The organism is Aeromicrobium sp. JJY06 (assembly GCF_044069275.1).
In the GTDB taxonomy this organism is placed as follows: Bacteria; Actinomycetota; Actinomycetes; order Propionibacteriales; family Nocardioidaceae; genus Aeromicrobium; species Aeromicrobium tamlense.
On the sequence record NZ_JBIMRD010000001.1, the window covers coordinates 1,021,542 to 1,035,741 of the forward strand.

The following is a 14,200-nucleotide window of genomic DNA, read 5'->3' on the forward strand; positions in this document are numbered from 1 at the left end:
CGCGTCACTGGAACGCCAGAGGTTTCACATGCCCGCAACACGCGTGGCGCGTCCCTCTGAAGATGCGGACACCGTGCGTCCGTGGTGGCATGGAGACAAGAACAGACCCCCGAGCGAAGGTGGAGATCATGGGACTTGACGACAAGCTGAAGAACGCCGCCGAGGACGTCAAGGGCAAGGCCAAGGAGGCCACCGGCAAGGCGACGGACAACGAGCGCCTCGAGGCCGAGGGCAAGGGCGACCAGGCCAAGTCCGACGTCAAGCAGGCCGGCGAGAACGTGAAGGACGCGTTCAAGCACTGATCACCGAACCAACGACGAGGGCCCCGGGAAGAGATTCCCGGGGCCCTCGCTCGTGTGTCGGTCAGACGGTCGGCGGCGGCGTGACCGTGCCCGTGGCACCGACGTCGCCCGTGGGCGTGGTCGGCGTCGTGGAGGTCGTCGGCCGGCCCGGCGTCGTGTAGGTCGAGGCCGTGTACGTCGGCTGGTCGGCGGAGCGGGCCTTGAAGAAGGCCACGACGCCCGCGATGCCGGCGGTCAGCAGGCCCACGAACGCGACCTTCCGCAGGCCGCGGAAGCGCTGGCGCTTCTCGATCGGCAGCTTGTCGCTGACCTCGTCGGGCAGCTTGTCGACCAGGTTGTCACGCAGGTCGAGCAGCTCGGTCTTGTCCGGGAGCTTCTCCATGAGATCGTCGCGCAGCGCCAGCCACTCGGCTCGGTCGGGAAGACGCTCCACCAGCTGGTCCCGGAGGTCGCGCAGCTCGGACGCGTCCGGCAGCTGCTCCACGACGGTGTCGACGTGATCCTTCACGCTCTTCTTGCCCACAATGGCTCCTTCGCACAGATGTCGTCGGACCTCCATCGTGTCTCACGGCGGGGTCAGTCGCACCTCGGCAGCCGACTCGAGCACCACGTCGGCCGCGTCCTTGTCCGGTCGCAGGCCGCGCCAGCTGGCGTGTCGCAGGTGCCCCGCGGGCGACCAGTCGCCGTAGACGACCTCGCCGACCAGCCGCGGCGTCACCCAGGTGGCGTCGCGGGAGGCCGCGGACTCGACCTCGTCGACGAACGGCGAGGTCTTCCGCTCGAGCGGGTCGAGGAGCGAGCGGAGCTTGAGCCGCTCGGCGTTGCTGTAGCCCGTGCCGACACGGCCGAGGTAGCGCAGGCCTCCCTCCACGGGCACGCCCACGAGCAGCGATCCGATCCCGCGCCCGCCACTGCTCGGGCGCCAGCCGCCGATGACGATCTCCTGCGTGTCCTGGTTCTTGATCTTGAGCCAGTCGGTGGAGCGCGCACCGGGGTCGTACGTGGACGCGCGCCGCTTGGCCACGATGCCCTCCAGCTGGTGGCTCCGGCTCAGCGCCACGGCCTCGTCGATCGTGCCGCCGTGGGCGGGCGGCGCGTGCACCAGCTCGGACTCGAGGTCGAGCTCCTCCAGCGCGTCTCGGCGGTCGTCGTAGGGGAGGTCGCGCAGCGAGGTGCCGTCGCGCTCGAGGAGGTCGAACAGCATCAGCTGCACGGGCGTCGTGCGCCGGAGTCGCTCCACGTCACCCGGCTTGGTGACGCCCATCCGCTGCTGCAGCCGGCCGAAGGAGGGGATGCCACGCTCGTCCATCGCGACGATCTCGCCGTCGAGGACCGCGTCGAGCCCCATCGCGGCGAGCTCCTCGACGAGCTCGGGATAGCTGGCGCTGACGTCGTTGTGGTTGCGCGAGTACAGCCGCACGTCCTCGCCCGAGACCACCGCGACGCACCGGATGCCGTCCCACTTCAGCTCGTAGGCCCACCCGTCACCGGAGGCGTCGCGGCCGCCCGCGAGCACCGCGAGCATCGGCGGGACGAAGCCCGAGCGTCCCGCCGGCGCCTTCTTCTTCGCCGGCTTCGTGCCCTTCGTCGCCTTCGGTCGCGAGGTCGCGGACGGCGCCCCGGGCTGCTGGTCCTTCATGAGGTGGATCAGCCAGTTCTCGCCCGTCTTGATGAGGGCGAGCCGCTTCGAGCCACCGAGCCCGCCCTCCTGCGTGCCGTGCAGCGTCGCGATCACCTCGTGGTCGTTCCACTTCTCGAGGTCGAAGTGGCCGTGGTCCCAGATCGTGACGTCGCCCGCGCCGTACTCGCCCTTCGGGATGCTCCCCGCGAAGGTCGCGTACTCCATCGGGTGGTCCTCGGTCTGGACCGCGAGGTGGTTGCCGCTGGTGGAGTCCGGCACGCCCTTCGGCAGCGCCCACGAGACCAGCACGCCGTCGCGCTCGAGCCGGAAGTCCCAGTGCAGCCGGCGCGCGTGGTGCTCCTGGATGACGAAGATCGGGTCGCCGTCGCGGCCGCGCACCACCGAGTCGGGCACGGGCTCCGGGGTCCGGCTGGCGTCGCGCATCGACCGGTAGGTGGAGAGCCTGTCGGCCACGGGTCCGGCGAGCGCGGCCATCGGGTCGCCCCGCTCGGCCAGCCGCGCCGGCACCTCGTCGATCGTGAGGTGGCGCAGGTCCTCGTCGAGCTCGTCCCAGTCGCGCGGCACCGCCACGGTGGGCTCGTCGCGGCCGCGCAGGGAGTACGGCGAGATCGTGGTCTTCGCGCCGTTGTTCTGGCTCCAGTCCACCAGGACCTTGCCCGAGCGCTTCGCCTTGCTCATGTCGCTCACGACGAGCTCGGGCATCGACGCCTCGAGCGCCTGAGCGACCTGCTTCGCGAAGGCGTTGACGTAGTCGGAGTCGTGCGTGCCGTCGAGGTGCGCGAACAGGTGGATGCCCTTGCTGCCGCTGGTGACCGGGAAGCACTCGACCCCGATGTCGGCCAGCAGCTCGCGCGCCGCGTGCGCGACCTCGACGCACTCCGGTAGCCCCGTTCCCGGGCCGGGGTCGAGGTCGATCACGAGACGGTCCGGGTTCTGCGGCACGCCGGTGGCGTCGACCTGCCACTGCGGCACGTGCAGCTCCAGCGCGGCGACCTGTCCGGCCCAGGCGAGGTCGGCCACGGACTCGAAGATCGGGTAGACGTTCGTGCGCGACTTGTGCTTGATCGTGACCCGGCGGATCCAGTCGGGCGCGGAGTCCGGCAGGTTCTTCTCGAAGAAGACCTCGGCCCCCGGGCCGGTGCCGTTCACCCAGCGCTTGCGAGTGACCGGACGCCCCGCGAGGTGCGGCAGCAGCCACGGCGCGACCTGGGCGTAGTAGGAGATGACGTCGGCCTTGGTGGTGCCCGTCGCCGGGTACATCGGCTTGTCGCTGTTCGTCAGCCTCAACAGCCGTCCGTCCACCGAGACGGTTTGGGTGGACGCGCCTGCCACGACCTTGACCCCCTCCGCGTACTGTTCGTAGTCACCAGTGTGAAGGAGCGGCCGTGTCCGTGCTTGACTTCTTCTCCGAGGTGGCGCTCGACCTGCACGAGCAGCCGACCACGGAGAAGACCGTGGAACGCATCACCGAATATGCCCGCAAGGCCGCCGAGTGTGACGACGCCGGCATCATGCTGGTCCACTCGCGCACGCGCATCGAGACGGCGTCGACGACCTCCGAGCGGGTGATCCGGTCGCACGAGCTCCAGCGCGAGCTCGACGAGGGCCCCTGCCTGGACGCGCTCGAGGCCGGCGGCAGCTTCGTCTCGAACGACGTCAGCCTCGACCCGCGCTGGCCCAAGTGGGGCCGGGCCGCCGGCGACCTGGGCATCCGCAGTGCGATGAGCGTGCTGCTGGAGACCCGCGAGCGCCGCTACGGATCGCTCAACCTGTACGCCGACCGGCCCGACGCGTTCGACGGGAACGATCTGGCCACCGCGCTGATCTTCGCCCGCCACGCCTCGGTCGCCCTGGCCAACGCGCACCACGAGCAGGGACTGCTCCACGCGATCGATGCCCGCAAGGTCATAGGGCAGGCCCAGGGAATACTGATGGAGCGCTTCGACATCGAGGCCGACCGCGCGTTCGACGTGCTGCGTCGCTACTCCCAGAACCACAACCAGAAGCTGCACGCCGTGGCGACCTGGGTCGTGGAGAACCGCAAGCGTCCCGTGTCGGAGTTCCCCGGCACCATTCGCGTGGACGTGCCGGAGTCCCTCATGGCCGATCCTCCGAAGAACGCTCCCGAGAACGGCGACCCGCAGCCGGCCTGACTCAGGCCGACGACTTCTTCTTCGCCGCCTTCTTCTTGGGCTTGTCGTCGGACTTCGCGTCGCCCTTGCGCGCTTCGACACTGCGTCGCAGCGCCTCCATGAGGTCGACGACCTCGCCGCCCTCCTCCTCCTGCTCGCCGAAGGTGGCCTCGGTCTCGATGCCCTCGCCCGCCTTGCGCTTGGCCTCGATGAGGGTCTTGAGCTGCTCCTGGTAGTCGTCGGTGAACTGGCTGGCGTCGAAGTCGCCCGCGAGCGACTCGATCAGCTGGCCCGCCATCGCGAGCTCCTTGTCGGTGACCTTCGCGGTGTTCTCCAGCACGGGGAAGTCCGCGGTGCGGACCTCGTCGTCCCACAGCAGGGTCTGCAGCACGAGCACACCATCGCGTACGCGCAGGGCGCCCAGGCGGGTGCGCTGGCGCAGCGCGAACGTGACCACGGCGGTGCGCTCGGTGTCCTCGAGCGCGCGGCGCAGCAGCGTGTAGGGCTTGAGCGCCTTCTCCTCGGGCTCGAGGAAGTAGGGGTTGCCCAGGCGCAGGACGTCGATCTGGTCGTCGGGCACGAACTCGACGACGTCGATCTCGTGGCTGCGCTCGGCGGGCAGCGACTTGAGGTCCTCGTCCGTGAGGACGATCGTCTTCTCGCCGTCGTCGTAGGCCTTGTCGATGTTCTTGTAGGGAACGACTTCCTTGCAGATCTCGCAGCGGCGCTCGTAGCGGATGCGCCCGCCGTCCTCGTCGTGGACCTGGTGCAGCGACACGTCGTGGCTCTCGGTGGCGGAGTACACCTTCACCGGCACATGGACCAGCCCGAAGCTGATCGCGCCCTTCCAGATGGCTCGCATCCAGCCAGTATCCGCCTTCAGCGCCTCCAGCGCGACCGCTTGGCGTCGGTGCGCTGCGGGCGCTCGACGGGCACGAACCCGGGCTCGTACGGCTCGAGGCCGGGCACCCGCTCCTCGAGCTCCGCGATCGCGCGCGGCAGGTCGTCGAAGGTCACGCCGGCCAGCTGGTTGGGCGAGAACCGCCACCAGGCCAGCTCGAGCAGTCGTTCGCGGGTGGCGGGGTCGACGCGGTCGCGGATCGGTCGGGCCGGGATGCCGCCGACGATCGAGTAGGGCGCCACGTCCTCGGTGACCACCGCGCCGGCGGCCACGACCGCGCCGTCGCCGATCGTGACGCCGCGCAGGACCACGACCTTCGCGCCGATCCACACGTCGTTCCCGACCACCGACGGCTCGCCGCGGAACGAGGGGCGCCCGTCGGCCTCGGGGTCGATGACCTCGGACTCCGACGCCGAGGGGTGCCAGCCCCACGTGGCCTTCTTGTACTGGAAGGAGTTGACGCCGAGCCACGTCAGCGGGTGGCCGGTGGCGCCGATCAGGATGTCGGGGGCGAACTCGCAGTAGCGGCCGATCGTGGCCCCCTGGGTCTCGACGCCGTGGGCCAGGCTCGTGAACGCGCCGACGTGCGTCGTGCCGCCGCGGACCAGCAGGTCGCCCAGCATCCGGATCGGCGGCTCGGCCACCAGCTGCGACGAGCCGACGAGTCGCAGGCCCTCGGTCCCGCGTGCGTGCTCCACCACGGCGCCAGCCTAGGGGCTGCGCCCGGACGCGACTCGCCAGCGCCGCGTTTACCTCCCTGCAATCGGGACGCGCGACAATGGCTGCCATGGCGTTTCTGTTGCGCGTGGAGCTCCCCGACGTGCCGGGCTCCCTCGGCGCCCTCGCGACGGCCCTCGGTGGCGCCGGCGCCGACATCGAGGCGATCGAGATCGTCGAGCACCGCTCCGACGGCATCGCGGTCGACGACGTGCTGCTCGAGCTGCCGCACACCGTCATGCCCGACGCCCTCATCACGGCCTGCCAGGCGCTCGAGGGCGTGCACGTCCACTGGATCAGCCGCTACACCGCCGGCGCCAACCTCAGCATGGACCTCGAGGCGGTCGAGGCCTTCACCGACGAGCCCGACCTCGCGATCGAGCGGCTCGTCGAGGTCATCCCCTCCACGTTCCGCACCGACTGGGCGATGGCGGTGGGCCCCGGCGAGGAGGGCGCGGCGTTCATGTTCGGCTCGTCGGCGGCCCCGCGCGTCGTGCCCGACTGCGACGGCTGGCTGAAGGTGGAGAGCGCCCGCGCGCTGCCCGAGGTGGCGGCCTGGGACTCCACCGTGCTGGCCGGCTCCCCCGGCACCACCCGCTCGGGCACCGAGTTCTTCGTCGCCGTCGGCCGCCACGGAGGTCCGGAGTTCCTGCCCTCCGAGATCGCGCGCCTCGGCCACATGGTCTCGCTCGCCGCCTCGGTGCAGACCGAGGGCGACTGACCTACTGCTGCGGCGTCACCGGCGTGTGCGCGTGGTGGAAGCGGCCGAGCGCCGTGACCTCCTGCTCCAGCGCCGGCACCGTGCGGCGGGTCAGCAGCCGCACGTAGGGCCACGTGGCCGGCGAGTTCACGAACGCCTTCGTCCAGTTCGCCAGCAGCACGGCCTGAGGGACGTAGACACGGCTCTTGCGCTTCGCCAGCCCCACGAGGATCCTCTCCGCGCAGGTCTCGACGTCGGTGGTGGTGTTCGCCGGGTACGGCAGCTTGCGACGGATCGCCTTGAAGGTGGGCAGGTCGGCCTCGGCGTTGCGGACGATGTCGGTGTCGATCCACGAGGGGTGGCAGATGCCCACCTTGATCCCGAGGTGCGCGACCTCCTGGCGCAGCGCGACGGCGAGCGCCTCGTTGCCGGCCTTGCTGGCGCTGTAGGAGCTGAGTCCGGCGATGTTGGAGAAGGCGGCCAGCGACGACACGACGAGCAGGTAGCCCTTCGAGGCCCGCAGGTGCGGGATCGCGTACTTGGCCGTGCGGAAGACGCCGTTGAGGTTGACGTCGATGACGCGCTCGAAGGCGTCGTCCTCGATCTGGCGGACGGTGCCGTAGGACGCGATGCCCGCGTTGGCCACCACGTGGTCGAGGCGTCCGAAGTACGCCGCGGCCTCGTCGATCGCGGTGCGCAGCTGGTCGCTGCTGCGGACGTCGGCCTGCCACCACGCGGCCGACTCGCCGAGCTCGGTGCTCAGCTCCTCCAGCAGGTCGGGCTCGAGGCCGACGAGGGCGACGCGACCGCCGTGGGCGACGTAGGCCCGGGCCACCGCGGCGCCGATGCCACGCGCGGCACCCGTGATGAGCGCGACCTTGCCGCGGAATTGCTGGGGCTTCAGAGACGACATGCCGGCCAAGATACCGGCGGTATGTGAAATGTGCCACTGGCGATGTCACATGCACCGATTGCCACGCCGGCCCTGTGTTACCTGTCCGTAACGTGACACACCTCATGCGCCGGGTCCGCAGACACCCGGCTATTGTCTGCGGGATGAGCACCCCCCTGCCCGATCTGGGCTCGATGCGGATCGGCGTCGTGAAGGAGTCCGCGCCCGGCGAGACTCGCGTCGCCGCGACTCCGGCGACGGTGAAGCAGCTGATCGATCTCGGCTATCTGGTGACGGTGGAGAGCGGGGCCGGAGCGGCCTCGAGCTTCAGCGACGACGCCTACGCGGCGGCCGGGGCCACGATCAGCGACAAGCCCGACGCGTGGGCCAGCGACGTGATCTTCAAGGTCAACGCGCCGACCGAGATCGAGATCGCCCTGATGCTGGACGGCGCGACGCTGATCAGCATGATCAGCCCCGGCCTGAACCCCGACCTGGTGGAGAAGCTGGCATCGCGACCGATCACGGTGCTGGCGATGGACGCGGTGCCGCGCATCTCGCGCGCCCAGTCCATGGACGTGCTCTCCTCCATGGCCAACATCGCCGGCTACCGCGCCGTCGTCGAGGCCGCCCACGAGTTCGGCCGGTTCTTCACCGGCCAGGTCACCGCCGCGGGCAAGGTGCCGCCGGCCAAGGTCCTGGTCGCCGGCGCCGGAGTCGCGGGCCTGGCGGCCATCGGCGCCGCGTCGAGCCTCGGTGCGATCGTGCGTGCCACCGACCCGCGTCCGGAGGTCGCCGACCAGGTCAAGTCGATCGGTGGGGAGTACCTCGAGGTCGTCGTGCCCGAGGAGGCCAAGGAGGTCTCCTCCGACGGCTACGCCAAGGCCACCAGCGAGGCGTACGACAAGCGCGCCGCGGAGATCTACTCGGAGCAGGCCGCCGACGTCGACATCATCGTCACCACCGCCCTGATCCCGGGACGCGCCGCGCCTCGCCTCATCACCGCCGCCGACGTGGCCTCGATGAAGCCCGGCAGCGTGATCGTGGACATGGCCGCCGCGCAGGGCGGCAACGTCGAGGGCTCGGTCGCCGGCCAGAAGGTCGTCACCGCCAACGGCGTCACGATCCTGGGCTACACCGACCTCGCGGGCCGCCTGCCCACCCAGGCCTCGCAGCTGTACGGCACCAACCTGGTGAACCTCATCAAGCTGCTGACACCGGGCAAGGACGGCCAGATCGTCCTTGACTTCGACGACGTCGTCCAGCGCGGCGTCACCGTCGTGCGCGACGGCGAGAAGACCTGGCCGCCGCCGCCGGTGCAGGTCTCGGCCGCGCCGGCCCCGGCCGCCGCGCCGAAGGAGCCCGCCCCGGCCCCCGAGCCGAAGAAGCCGGTCAACCCCGGTGTCAAGATCGGCGCGCTCGCCGCGGGCGTCCTGATCTTCCTGTGGGTCCTGGCCACCGCGCCGGGTCAGCTGCCGCAGCACTTCACCGTGCTCGCGCTGTCGATCGTGATCGGCTACTACGTGATCGGCCACGTGCACCACGCGCTGCACACGCCGCTCATGAGCGTCACCAACGCGATCAGCGGCATCATCGTGGTCGGCGCCATGCTCCAGATCGGTGCCGACGACAACGTCATCCGGGCGCTGGCGTTCGTGGCCGTCCTCTTCGCCAGCATCAACGTCTTCGGCGGCTTCGCCGTGACCCGTCGCATGCTCAGCATGTTCTCGAAGTGAAGGGCTGACCTGTGACTGCCTCCTCCCTGGCCAACGCTGCGTACCTCGTCGCCGCCCTGCTGTTCATCCTCAGCCTCGCGGGGCTGAGCAAGCACGAGACCGCCCGCCGGGGTGTCGCCTTCGGCATCTCCGGCATGACGATCGCGCTCGCCGCGACGTTCGTCCTCGTGATCGACAACGAGCCCGGCATCGGCTTGGCCCTGCTGATCATCGCGATGGTCATCGGCGCCGCGATCGGCCTGTGGCGCGCCAAGATCGTCGAGATGACCGGCATGCCCGAGCTCATCGCGCTGCTGCACTCGTTCGTCGGCCTCGCGGCCGTCCTGGTCGGCTGGAACGGCTACCTGGGCTACCGCGACCTCCCGCACGACCTGCCCGGCGACGCCGGGACGCTGCTCGACATCCACAACGCCGAGGTCTTCATCGGCGTGTTCATCGGCGCGGTCACCCTGACCGGCTCGATCGTGGCCTACCTCAAGCTGAGCGCCAAGATGAAGTCCGCCCCGCTCGTGCTGCCGGGCAAGAACTGGATCAACCTCGGCGCGCTCGCGCTGTTCGTGATCCTGACCATCTGGTTCGTCGTCGACCCCGCGCTGTGGCTGCTGATCCTGGTCACGCTGGTCGCGCTCGGCCTGGGCTGGCACCTGGTCGCCTCCATCGGCGGCGGCGACATGCCGGTCGTCGTGTCGATGCTCAACAGCTACTCGGGCTGGGCCGCGGCCGCCTCGGGCTTCCTGCTCGGCAACGACCTGCTGATCATCACCGGCGCGCTCGTGGGCTCCTCCGGTGCCTACCTGTCCTACATCATGTGCAAGGCGATGAACCGCTCGTTCATCTCCGTCATCGCCGGCGGCTTCGGCATCGAGGCCGGCCCCGGCGACGACACCGACTACGGCGACCACCGCGAGATCAACGCCGAGGCCGCCGCCGAGCTGCTCTCGTCCGCCAAGAGCGTCGTCATCACGCCCGGCTACGGCATGGCCGTCGCGCAGGCGCAGTACCCGGTCGCCGACCTCACCGCGCGCCTGCGCGAGAAGGGCGTCGACGTCCGCTTCGGCATCCACCCCGTCGCCGGTCGGCTGCCCGGTCACATGAACGTGCTCCTGGCCGAGGCCAAGGTCCCCTACGACATCGTCCTCGAGATGGACGAGATCAACGACGACCTCAAGGACACCGACGTCGTGCTCGTCATCGGCGCCAACGACACGGTCAACCCGGCCGCCGCCGAGGACCCGTCCAGCCCCATCGCCGGCATGCCCGTCCTGCACGTGTGGGAGGCCAAGAACGTCATCGTGTTCAAGCGCTCGATGGCCGCCGGCTACGCGGGCGTGCAGAACCCGCTGTTCTTCCGCGAGAACAGCCAGATGCTGTTCGGCGACGCCAAGGACCGCGTCGAGGACATCATCAAGGCTCTCTGAGTCCCGGCCCCGCCCCCGGCGGGCCAGATGTGTAGCGCTCTCCACCGTTTCTCGGCACTCGCGGGCTGAGAAGGGTGGGGAGCGCTACACATGTCGGAGGTCAGTCGGGCGCGGCCTCGCGCCGGCCGGCCTGCACGTGCGAGCCCACCGCGACCGCCAGCGCGAGGCCGAGCACCACGACCGAGACGAGCAGCGAGACCCGCAGCGCCGTGTCGCCGTCGTGCGCCGATGCGGTCAGCCCGTAGACGGTCATCAGCGCCGCGGTGCCGAGTGCCGACCCGATCCGCTGGCCGGTCTGCAGGGCTCCGCCGGCGGCTCCTCCCACGCTCGGCGGCACGTCCTGGAGCGTGAGCGTCTGGTTGGGCGCGACGACGCCGCCGCCGCCGAGCCCGGCGAACAGCAGCAGCGGCGCGAAGGTCCACCACAGGGCCTGGTCGGTCTGCCCGGGCGTCATCCACGCCAGCGCGCTGAAGCCGACCATGATCACGACGAGCGCGGCGATCGTCACCAGGCGCCCGGCGCGACTGACCAGTCGGCCCGCCGGGGTCGAGGTGATCGCGGCGCCGACCGCGAACGGGGTCAGCAGCAGGCCGCTCTGCAGGGCGCTCAGGTCGCGCACCTCCTGCAGCCACACCGACGACGTCAGGAACACGCCCGTGAAGCCCGCGAAGTACAGGGTGCCGATCACGATGCCGCTGCCGTAGGTGGGCAGCTCGGAGAGCATCCCGACGTCGAGCAGCGGCTGCCGGTCGCGGGCCCGCACGGAGCGCTCCCAGCGCACGAACGCCACCGCCAGCGGCAGCACCGCCAGCACGAGCAGCAGCGGCAGCCGCTCGCCGGACTCGGCCGCGATGAGCGGGTACAGCAGGCACAGCACGCTCAGGCCGAGGATGAGCGCGCCCACGACGTCGATGTGCTCGCGGTCGGCGTCACCGCGCGGCACCGGCACGAGGCGGCGGATCGCGACGAGTGCCACGAGGCCGATGGGCACATTGACGAGGAAGATCAGCCGCCAGCCCAGGTCGGTGCCGGCCAGCGCGATGATGCCGCCGCCGAGGACCGGCCCGATGCCGGATGCGACCGCGACCGTCAGGCCGAAGTAGCCGAAGGCGCGACCGCGCTCCGGCCCGGTGAACAGCTCCTGGATCAGTCCCGCGTTCTGCGGCGTGAGCAGGCCCGCGGCGGCGCCCTGGGCCAGCCGCGCCGCGATCATCCAGCCCGCACCAGGCGCCAGTCCGACGGCGGCGCTGGCGACGATGAACGCGATGAGACCGATCGTCATGATCCGGCGCCGGCCGTACGCGTCGCCGAGGTGCCCGCCGGCCACCAGCACGAGGCCGAAGGTCAGCGCGTAGCCCGAGACCACCCACTGCACCGTCCCGGCGGAGGCGTCCAGTCCCTCGCGGATCGACGGCACCGCGACGTTCACGACCGTCACGTCGAGCAGGGTCATGAAGCCGACGACGAGGGTCACCGCGAGGATGTGCCAGCGCCGCGGATCGGGCTCGTCGACGGCGAGGGGATCGGCTCCCCCGCGCGTCGTTCGGTCACCCACCCGACCACTGTGCCGGTGAGCGCGCCGCCTGTCCTGTCGAGCGGCCGGCGGGGTCAGCGACCCGCCGCGGAGATCTCCTCGCGCAGGTGCGCCTTCATCGAGTCGGACGCGAAGCTGGCGTCGACGGCGGCGGTGGCCAGCGCGCGCAGGCCCTCCTCGTCGAGGCCCAGCAGGTCGGCCGCGACCGCGTACTCGGCGTTCAGCGTGGTGCCGAACATCGGCGGGTCGTCGGAGTTGATCGTCACCGTGACGCCGGCCTCGACGAGGACGGGCAGCGGGTGCTCCTCCAGCGACGGCACCGAGCGCGTGCGGACGTTCGACGTGGGGCACACCTCGAGCGCGACGCCCTCGGCGACGAGTCGCTCCATCAGCGCGGGGTCCTGCGCGGCGGCGATGCCGTGGCCGATCCGCTCGGCGCCGAGGTGGTCGAGGCTGTCGCGGATCGACTCGGGACCGGTGGACTCGCCGGCGTGCGGCACGCTGTGCAGGCCGGCGGCCCTCGCGCGCTCGAAGTGCGGGGCGAACTGTGGACGCGGCACGCCGATCTCGGGGCCGCCCAGGCCGAAGCCGACGAGCGAGCCGGGGCCGAGCCGCAGCGCCGTGTCGAGGGTGACGTCGGCGGCCGGGATGCCGGACTCGCCGGGGATGTCGAAGATCCACTGCAGGGCCACGCCGAAGTCACGCTCGGCGGCCTGGCGGGCGTCCTCGATGGCCTCGACGTACGCCTCGGCGGGGATGCCGCGCACGATCGAGGTGTAGGGCGTCATCGTCAGCTCGGCGTACCGGACGTTCTGCGCGGCGAGGTCACGGCCGACCTCGTGGGTCAGCGTCCAGATGTCCTCGGGCGTGCGCAGCAGGTCGACCACCGACAGGTAGACCTCGATGAAGTGCGCGAAGTCGGTGAAGGTGAAGTACTCGGCCAGTGCCCCGGGATCGGCGGGGACGGGCGAGTCGGTGTGGCGCGAGGCGAGCTCGGCGACGGTCTCGGGCGAGGCGGAGCCGACGTGGTGGACGTGGAGCTCGGCCTTCGGCAGCGCCGCGATGAACTCGTGCATCAGTCCACGACGCCGTAGAGGCGGTCGCCGGCGTCGCCCAGGCCCGGCACGATGTAGCCGTTCTCGTCGAGGCGCTCGTCGAGGCCGGCGGAGAACAGGTTGAGCGGGGCGTCGATGTGGGCGGTGTCGCGCTCGAGCCGCTCGATGCCCTCGGGCGCCGACAGCAGTGTGATCGCGGTGATCTCGCGGGCACCGCGCTTCACCAGGAAGTCGATCGCCATCGCGAGGGTGCCGCCGGTGGCCAGCATCGGGTCGAGCACGTAGCACTGGCGGCCGTCGAGGCGGTCGGGCAGGCGCTCGGCGTAGGTCTCGGCCTCGAAGGTGGTCTCGTTGCGGATCATGCCCAGGAAGCCGACCTCGGCCGTGGGCAGCAGCCGCTGCATGCCCTCGAGCATGCCGAGCCCGGCGCGCAGGATCGGCACGACCAGCGGGCCGGGGCTGGTGAGCCGGACGCCCTCGGTGGTCGTGAGCGGGGTGGTCACCTCGACGGGCTCGACGCTGACCTCGCGCGTGGCCTCGTACGCCAGCAGGGTCACGAGCTCCTCGGTGAGGCGCCGGAACGTGGGCGAGTCGGTGCTCGCGTCGCGCAGCACGGAGAGCTTGTGGGAGATCAGGGGATGGTCGGCGACGTGAACACGCATGCCTCGAGGGTAGCGGCCGGTCGCGGGCGTCTGTCACCATCGCAGAGTGGCCGAGGACGACGTCGACTTCGTGATCGCCGCGTACCGCGACGAGGGTGCGTGGACCGTCGTCGAACTCCCGCCCCGGCTGGGTGAGGACTTCGACGGACTCACCGCCGCGCTCGCGCGATTCCCCTCCGAGGTGGGGGTGCTCGGGCTGGCCTCGGTCAACGACGACTTCTTCGTGATCGTGCGCCGCAGCGGCGAGCACGTGCGGGCGCTGCTGTCCGACGCGACGGCCGTGTGGGACTGGCCCATCGCCGCCGATCTGGCCGAGCTGGTGAACGCTCCCGACGGCGACGAGGAGCCCCTGCCCGTGGGCGACCTCGACATCGTGAGCGACCTCGGTCTGGCGTCCGTCGAGCTGAGCCTGCTGTGCGACGACGACGACCTGTTCCCCGACGAGGCGCTGGCCGACCTCGCCGAGAAGCTCGGGTTCGGCGACCAGTTCGAGGCGATCGTCGGGTGAC

General features: G+C 70.8%; 14 protein-coding genes. 6 read left to right on the plus strand and 8 right to left on the minus strand.

Annotated elements, in window-relative coordinates; genetic code table 11:
- Positions 1 to 128: 128 nt before the first annotated feature.
- Positions 129 to 302 (plus strand): CsbD family protein, encoded by a 174-nt coding sequence (locus tag ACGWYL_RS05165; RefSeq protein ID WP_179427638.1) that lies wholly within the window; start codon positions 129 to 131, stop codon positions 300 to 302.
- A 61-nt stretch (positions 303 to 363) separates the two neighbouring features.
- On the opposite strand, the gene ACGWYL_RS05170 is transcribed toward ACGWYL_RS05165, so the two are convergent.
- Together ACGWYL_RS05170 and ACGWYL_RS05175 are read right to left on the minus strand one after the other, a co-directional pair.
- On the minus strand, positions 364 to 825 hold the full coding sequence (locus ACGWYL_RS05170; RefSeq protein ID WP_179427636.1) for a hypothetical protein: 462 nt from the start codon (positions 823 to 825) through the stop codon (positions 364 to 366).
- Between the two features lie 42 nt (positions 826 to 867).
- Positions 868 to 3,276 carry an ATP-dependent DNA ligase gene (locus ACGWYL_RS05175; RefSeq protein ID WP_395486601.1) on the minus strand — a complete coding sequence of 803 codons (2,409 nt, stop codon included), beginning with the start codon at positions 3,274 to 3,276 and terminating at the stop codon, positions 868 to 870.
- A 53-nt stretch (positions 3,277 to 3,329) separates the two neighbouring features.
- Between ACGWYL_RS05175 and ACGWYL_RS05180 the strand changes: the two genes are divergently transcribed.
- On the plus strand, positions 3,330 to 4,097 hold the full coding sequence (locus tag ACGWYL_RS05180; RefSeq protein WP_179427632.1) for a GAF and ANTAR domain-containing protein: 768 nt from the start codon (positions 3,330 to 3,332) through the stop codon (positions 4,095 to 4,097).
- Position 4,098: 1 nt separating this feature from the next.
- Here ACGWYL_RS05180 and ACGWYL_RS05185 read toward each other — a convergent pair whose 3' ends face one another.
- A complete protein-coding gene (locus ACGWYL_RS05185; protein ID WP_269304162.1) occupies positions 4,099 to 4,938 on the minus strand; it encodes a Ku protein in 840 nt (279 codons plus the stop codon).
- Between the two features lie 17 nt (positions 4,939 to 4,955).
- Positions 4,956 to 5,678 carry a DapH/DapD/GlmU-related protein gene (locus ACGWYL_RS05190; RefSeq protein ID WP_395486602.1) on the minus strand — a complete coding sequence of 241 codons (723 nt, stop codon included), beginning with the start codon at positions 5,676 to 5,678 and terminating at the stop codon, positions 4,956 to 4,958.
- Positions 5,679 to 5,764: 86 nt separating this feature from the next.
- Between ACGWYL_RS05190 and ACGWYL_RS05195 the strand changes: the two genes are divergently transcribed.
- Positions 5,765 to 6,415: an amino acid-binding protein gene (locus tag ACGWYL_RS05195; RefSeq protein WP_179427626.1), complete on the plus strand. Its 651-nt coding sequence runs from the start codon at positions 5,765 to 5,767 to the stop codon at positions 6,413 to 6,415.
- A gap of 1 nt (position 6,416) precedes the next feature.
- Here ACGWYL_RS05195 and ACGWYL_RS05200 read toward each other — a convergent pair whose 3' ends face one another.
- Positions 6,417 to 7,307 carry an SDR family oxidoreductase gene (locus tag ACGWYL_RS05200; protein WP_269304165.1) on the minus strand — a complete coding sequence of 297 codons (891 nt, stop codon included), beginning with the start codon at positions 7,305 to 7,307 and terminating at the stop codon, positions 6,417 to 6,419.
- A 173-nt stretch (positions 7,308 to 7,480) separates the two neighbouring features.
- On the opposite strand from ACGWYL_RS05200, the gene ACGWYL_RS05205 reads away from it, so the two are divergent.
- A complete protein-coding gene (locus ACGWYL_RS05205; RefSeq protein ID WP_395487235.1) occupies positions 7,481 to 9,022 on the plus strand; it encodes a Re/Si-specific NAD(P)(+) transhydrogenase subunit alpha in 1,542 nt (513 codons plus the stop codon).
- 11 nt (positions 9,023 to 9,033) lie between these two features.
- Complete coding sequence (gene pntB, locus ACGWYL_RS05210) at positions 9,034 to 10,440, plus strand: Re/Si-specific NAD(P)(+) transhydrogenase subunit beta (RefSeq protein WP_395486603.1); 1,407 nt, start codon at positions 9,034 to 9,036, stop codon at positions 10,438 to 10,440.
- A 100-nt stretch (positions 10,441 to 10,540) separates the two neighbouring features.
- On the opposite strand, the gene ACGWYL_RS05215 is transcribed toward pntB, so the two are convergent.
- The 3 genes from ACGWYL_RS05215 to upp are packed head-to-tail and all read right to left on the minus strand — an operon-like array spanning position 10,541 to position 13,691.
- A complete protein-coding gene (locus ACGWYL_RS05215; protein WP_395486604.1) occupies positions 10,541 to 11,995 on the minus strand; it encodes an MFS transporter in 1,455 nt (484 codons plus the stop codon).
- A gap of 53 nt (positions 11,996 to 12,048) precedes the next feature.
- Positions 12,049 to 13,050 (minus strand): adenosine deaminase, encoded by a 1,002-nt coding sequence (locus tag ACGWYL_RS05220; protein WP_179427618.1) that lies wholly within the window; start codon positions 13,048 to 13,050, stop codon positions 12,049 to 12,051.
- Positions 13,050 to 13,691, minus strand: a complete 642-nt coding sequence (gene upp / locus ACGWYL_RS05225) for a uracil phosphoribosyltransferase (protein WP_179427616.1) — start codon at positions 13,689 to 13,691, stop codon at positions 13,050 to 13,052. The genes ACGWYL_RS05220 and upp overlap by 1 nt, the downstream gene beginning before the upstream one ends.
- Positions 13,692 to 13,737: 46 nt before the next feature.
- Here upp and ACGWYL_RS05230 point away from each other — a divergent pair, with 46 nt between their 5' ends.
- Entirely contained in the window at positions 13,738 to 14,199 is a 462-nt protein-coding gene (locus ACGWYL_RS05230) for a tRNA adenosine deaminase-associated protein (RefSeq protein WP_395486605.1), read from the plus strand.
- Position 14,200 lies beyond the last annotated feature (1 nt).